Genomic DNA, 5,725 nt, shown 5'->3' on the forward strand with positions numbered 1-5,725 from the left:
GACACCGACCCCGGGGCCCGCCGCCCGCGCACGAGGTTGCGGCGGTCGGCCTGTGGAGAGGGACGGCCCTGTGGAGCACCCGCGCGTCGTCTCGGGGGCGTGCGCCCGGAGCCGTGTCGGACCGGCGTGCTTACATGTGGGCGTGACCCCGACGCCAGCCCCCCGCCTCCACGCCGTGTGGCAGTCAGGGGTCGTCGGCCTGTGGTGCGAGACGGGCCTGCGCCGGCCCGGTTCGATCGCCCCCGCGTCGTCGGTGACCGCGGTCGGGAGGGCCGGGGCCCCGCGGGACGTAGTGGAGTTGCTCGGCGGGTTCTCGCTCACCCACCGGATCGCGGTGCGGGTGCCCCTCGAGGGTCGGGTCCGTCCGGCGACCGTCCCGGGGATCCGCGTCTCGGTGGCCTCGGCGGTGGACCTGTGCGGGATGACGGACGTCGCCGAACACTGGGTCGGCCCGGGGCTACGGGCGCTCGCGGCGCTCTCCGCCGGTGTGGCGGCCTTCGTCCGCGCCGGGCACGTCGTTCCGACGATGTCGCGGTCGGACGGCGCGTGGAACGCCTCGTGGGCGCTCGCGGCCTCGCCCGTCGTGTCGGCGTGGGCCGCGGAGAGTCTGAGCCGGTGCCACGGTCTGGTGTCGGATCGCGAGGATCTCGACCGGCTGCTCGCGGCGCTGGCGGATCAGCACGCCCGGATGGCCCTCGCGCCGCTGGCCGCCGACCGGCGCAGCGTGCTGGGCACGGCCCTCATCGTCGGGGGAGAGGTGACCTCGGGCGGCCACGCGCTGGCCGAGGCGATCGGGGAGTTCGGTCGCGCGGCGGCGGCGAGAGACGTCGAGGTGGTCTTCCGCGTGGTGGAGCCGTCCGGGGAGGCGGACGTCGACGGTGACGGCGTCGGTGATGCCGACCGGGACGGAGCCGGTGATGCCGGACGGGGCGCCGACCCCGGGGCGGGCGTCCACGGGGACGAGAGGGCCGGTGGCACCGCCGGCGCGGAGGTTCTGTGGCGGCTGGAGGTCCTGGTGCGCACGGGTACGGACACCCTCCGCCCGTTCTCCGACCTGCCGGACACGACCGCGGTCGGCGACGCCGTCCGCGATGTCGTCGACCGGGCGGTGCGCTGCTGGCCACCCCTGGGACGCGCCGTTCCGGCGGCCGACGGCCCGGACCTCCTGCTCCCCACCGAGCTGGTGGTGAAACTCGTCGACGAGGGGGTCGAGGCGCTGCGCGGGCGGGGCGTCGAGGTGCTCCTGCCACGGGCGTGGACAAGGGTACGGACCGCCGTTCGTGTCACCGTCGCCGAACCCGGCACGGAGAACGTCGACTCCGGGCGCCGCCTGGGGCTGGACCAGTTGGCGGACGTCAACTGGGAGATGGTCGTCGACGACGTGCCCCTCGACGCCACCGAGGTCCGGATGCTCCTGGACGCCGCCTCGGACCTCGTCCGGCTCCGCGGTCAGTGGGTCCGTGCGGATCCGGGGGCGCTCCGACGCGCGGCCCGGTTCCTCGCGGCCAGGCGCGGCGGGCGGGTCTCCGCACCGGCCCTCGCGGCCGCGATGATGTCCGAGGAGGCGGAGGGCGTCGAGATCGAGGCGCCCACGACCCTCGACTGGATCCCCTCGTCGTCGTCGATGCCCGTCGATCTCCCGGCGTGGTTCCTCGCCACCCTGCGTCCCTACCAGCTCGAGGGCGTGCGCTGGCTGACGGCGCTGGCCCGCGCTGACGTCGGCGCCGTCCTGGCCGACGACATGGGGCTCGGCAAGACCATGCAGGTCCTCGCTCTCACCGCCTCCGAGCACGCCCGGGGCGTGCTCGGCCCCACCCTCGTGGTGGCGCCTCTCACCCTGGTCGCCACCTGGGCGCGCGAGGCCGCGACCTTCGCCCCGGAGCTGACGGTGCGCGTCCACCACGGCCCCTCACGTGAGCGGGGCGACGACGCGGCCGGGCGGCTCGGTGCCGCCGACCTCGTCCTCACGTCGTATGGCACCGCTTCGCGTGACGCCGAGCTCCTCGCCGCGGCGCCGTGGCGCCGACTCGTCGCCGACGAGGCCCAGACCATCAAGAACCCCTCCACCTCGGTCGCCCGCGCGATCGTCTCGATCCCGGCGGAGCACCGTATCGCCCTTACGGGCACGCCGGTCGAGAACCGGCTGGACGAGCTGCGGGCGGTACTCGACTTCGCCAACCCGGGTCTGCTCGGGTCGGCGAGCACGTTCCGAGCGCGGTTCGCTGTGCCCATCGAATCGCACCGCGACGAGGCCGCGGCCTCGCGGCTGCGGGCCCTGGCCGCGCCGTTCGTGCTGCGTCGCCTCAAATCGGATCCCAGGGTGGTCGCCGACCTGCCGGACAAGCTGCACATCCGGGTCGACGCGCCACTGACCCGCGAGCAGGCGACCCTGTACCAGGCGGTCGTCGAGGACATGATGGAGCAGGTCAAGGAGTCGGAGGGGACCGCCCGCAAAGGCGCGATCCTCGCCGGTCTCACCGCGCTCAAGCAGGTGTGCAACCACCCCGCCCACTACCTCGGGGACGGGTCCGCGCTCCTGCGCGGTGGCCGCCACCGCTCCGGGAAGCTCGCCGCCCTCGACGAGGTCCTCACGGAGATCCTGGACGCCGGCGAGAAGGTCCTCCTGTTCACGCAGTACCGCGCGTTCGGGGACCTCATCCTGCCCCTGCTCGAGCGGCGGGCGGCCAGCTCCGTGCCGTTCCTCCACGGTGGCGTCACGGCGGCCGGTCGGGCGCAGATGGTCGAGGAGTTCCAGAGCACGCAGGGACCGCCGGTGATGCTGGCGTCGCTACGCGCGGGCGGGACGGGGCTGACGCTGACGGAGGCCAATCACGTCGTGCACCTGGACCGGTGGTGGAACCCGGCGGTCGAGAACCAGGCGACCGACCGCGTGCACCGGATCGGTCAGACGCGGCGGGTCCAGGTCCGCACCCTTGTCGCCCCGGGGACGGTCGAGGACCGCATCGACGAACTGCTCGAGGCCAAGCGGGACCTCGCCGAGCTCACGTTGGGCCCGCTCGCGGGCGCGCTGACCGAACTCGCCGACGCCGATCTCGCCGCGCTGGTGGAGCTCACCGACGAGGGACGGGACGAGGAATGAACGGCGGCAGAGGCATCCGCGCGAGGGCGCGCGCCGGCGCGTTCGGTGGGCACATGTGGAGCCGGCGGTGGACGAGCGACCTCGAATCAGGGGTCACCCGCGGCGAGGCGTATCTCGCGCGGAAGGCAGCGCGCGCCGACAGGGTGCTCTCGCTGGAGCACGCGGGTCGATCCGTACGCTGTGACGTCGACGGCAGCCGACCCGAGCCGTTCACCGTCGAGTTCACCTTCGCCCCCCTCGACGCCGCCGACTCGGACGCGCTCCGCACCGCCCTGAGACGTGAGGAGGGCGGCGTGCTCGGCGCGCTCGCGGGGAACTTCTCCGACACCGTCGGGTTCCTCCTCCTCCCGGCGGTCCACGGCGACACCACCTACTCCTGCCGGTGCCCCGTCCAGCCCGGGCCGTGCCTGCACGTGTTGGCGGCCGCGTACATCATGGTCGAGTGGTGGGACGCCAGGCCGGACGTCATGTTCGCGCTGCGGGGCCTGAGCGCCGAGAACCTCGGCGCCGTCCTGAGGGGAGGGGACGACGACGAGGTGTCCGTCGACGTCGAGGAGGCGCTGTGGGGGACCGAGCCGGTCCTGCCGACGGTGCCGTCCCCGGAGCCGGCCGGACTCGAGGACCTCCTGGACGCGCCCGTCACCCGCAGACTGGCCGCCGCGACGACCAACGACCCCCTCGAGCAGCTGCGGGTCGTGGCCGATCTGGAGGACTTCCTCGACGCGTTCGGCAGGTACCGACCGCGGTGAGCGGGCCCGCGCCGGCCGTCGTGTCGGACCGGCGTCCTACGATGCGGCCATGACCACCCCACGGGACGGCGAGACGATCCGATTCCTGCATTCCGCCGACTGGCAGCTCGGCATGACCCGGCGGTTCCTCGGAAACGAGTCGCAGGCCGTCTACACGGCCGACCGGCTGGCCGCGGTGGAGGCGCTCGGCACGCTCGCGGCCGACCACGGGGCGCAGTTCATCGTGGTGGCCGGCGACGCCTTCGAGGACAACGCGGTGCCGCGGTCGGTCGTCCTGCGCGCGGTCGAGGCCCTGGCGGCGTTCCCCGTGCCGGTACTGGTGCTGCCCGGCAACCACGATCCGCTCGACGTGTCGTCGGTGTTCCGGTGCAGGGACTTCGCGCCGGCGGTCGAGGGCGGCGGCGTCGTCGTACTCGACGGCACCGGGCCGGTCGAGGTCGTGCCCGGCGTCGAGGTGGTGGGCGTCCCGTGGACGTCCAAGCGGCCGGATCCCTCCCGGCTGCCGGCGTTGGTGGACTCCCTGGAGCCGACGGACGGTCTGCGTGTCCTGGTCGCCCACGGGGGGACAGACGAGATCTACGTCGGTCACTCGCCGTCGGTGGAGGCGATCGCTGTCGCCTCCCTGGAGGAGGCCATCGGGTCGGGTCGGCTGGACTACGTCGCGCTCGGCGACCGGCACTCGGTGACCAGGGTGGGCTCCGGTGACCGGATCTGGTTCTCGGGCAGCCCGGAGACCACCGACTTCGACGATGTGGAGACCGACTCGGGCCACGCCCTGCTCGTCGAGCTCTCCCGGGCCGCGTCCTCGTCGCAGCGGGGCGCCTGCGCGGTCACGCCGCTGCGGACGGGACGATGGTCGTTCCACGCGATCGACGCCCGGATCGACACGGACGCCGACCTCGACGCCCTGGCGGAGCGGATCGAGGCGATGGAGGACAAGCCGCGGACGGTGCTCAAACTCGGACTCACGGGCACGGTCGGGGTCGCTCTCCGGGCGCGGATCGACGACCTGCTGGAGACGTGGGACGCGCTGTTCGCCGCCGCCTATCTGAGACAGTCCCGGACCCATCTGGTCGTCCGGGCCGAGGACACGGACTTCACGGACCTGGTCGACGGGTACGCGGGCCGCGCGGTCGCGGATCTCGTCGCGATGGCCGGATCGGGCGGAGCCGAGGCCGAGGACGCGGGCCACGCCCTCAGTCTGTTGTACCGACTCGTGGACGGAGGGACCCGATGATCCTGCACCGACTCATGCTCGAGGACTTCCGCGGGGTGGTCCGCGAGGAGGTCGAACTGGAACCGCGCGGCGTCCTGGTGATCGAGGGCCCCAACGAATCGGGCAAGACCAGCCTCATGGACGCCCTGGAGATGCTCCTCGAGCACAAGGCGTCGTCCGGCCGCGCGGAGATCAAGGCCGCGAGCCCGGTGGGCAGGGACGTGCCCGTGGTGGTGGAGGCCGAGTTCACGGTCGACGGGCAGCGGATGCGGTACCGCAAGGAGTTCGTCCGCGGAAAGCGGACGTCACTCGAGTTCCCGGGTTCCACGCGCCCGGCGCTGAGCGGTGACGACGCCCACGACCACGTCCGCGACCTGCTGGACCGCCAGGTGGACCGGTCGCTGTGGAAGGCACTGCGGATCGCGCAGGACGAACCGTTGGGTCAGGTGGACGCGGCCAAGGGGATGGGCTCTCTGCGCCGCGCCCTGGACGCCGCCGCGGGCGGAGAGGACCCCACCGGTGACGACTCGCTGATGGACCGCGTCGCGGAGGAGCGCAACCGCTATCTGACGGCCCGCCGGGGCGAGCCGACCGGCGAGCTAGCGCGCTCGGAGACGCGGCTCGCCGAGGCCCGCGCCGCCCTGTCCGAGGCGCGGGCAC

At 73.6% G+C, this 5,725-nt stretch carries 4 protein-coding genes; all 4 read left to right on the plus strand.

What is annotated here, in order from left to right; all coding sequences use genetic code 11:
* The first annotated feature begins 142 nt into the window (after nucleotides 1-142).
* Nucleotides 143-3,100 (plus strand): DEAD/DEAH box helicase, encoded by a 2,958-nt coding sequence (locus HMPREF3086_RS04310; protein WP_070720323.1) that lies wholly within the window; start codon nucleotides 143-145, stop codon nucleotides 3,098-3,100.
* Nucleotides 3,097-3,849, plus strand: a complete 753-nt coding sequence (locus HMPREF3086_RS04315) for a hypothetical protein (protein WP_070720321.1) — start codon at nucleotides 3,097-3,099, stop codon at nucleotides 3,847-3,849. The genes HMPREF3086_RS04310 and HMPREF3086_RS04315 overlap by 4 nt, the downstream gene beginning before the upstream one ends.
* Nucleotides 3,850-3,898: 49 nt before the next feature.
* Nucleotides 3,899-5,086, plus strand: a complete 1,188-nt coding sequence (locus HMPREF3086_RS04320; protein WP_083324296.1) for a metallophosphoesterase family protein — start codon at nucleotides 3,899-3,901, stop codon at nucleotides 5,084-5,086.
* The coding region (locus HMPREF3086_RS04325; protein ID WP_141763991.1) for an AAA family ATPase at nucleotides 5,083-5,725 on the plus strand (643 nt) is incomplete at its 3' end. The genes HMPREF3086_RS04320 and HMPREF3086_RS04325, both read left to right, overlap by 4 nt.

Origin of the sequence: Dietzia sp. HMSC21D01 (assembly GCF_001815995.1) — a bacterium.
In the GTDB taxonomy this organism is placed as follows: Bacteria; Actinomycetota; Actinomycetes; order Mycobacteriales; family Mycobacteriaceae; genus Dietzia; species Dietzia cinnamea.

Coding starts and splice junctions, on each gene's coding strand:
- HMPREF3086_RS04315 (WP_070720321.1), top strand. CDS start 3,097: ATGAACGGCGGCAGAGGCATCCGCGCGAGGGCGCGCGCCGGCGCGTTC.
- HMPREF3086_RS04320 (WP_083324296.1), top strand. CDS start 3,899: ATGACCACCCCACGGGACGGCGAGACGATCCGATTCCTGCATTCCGCC.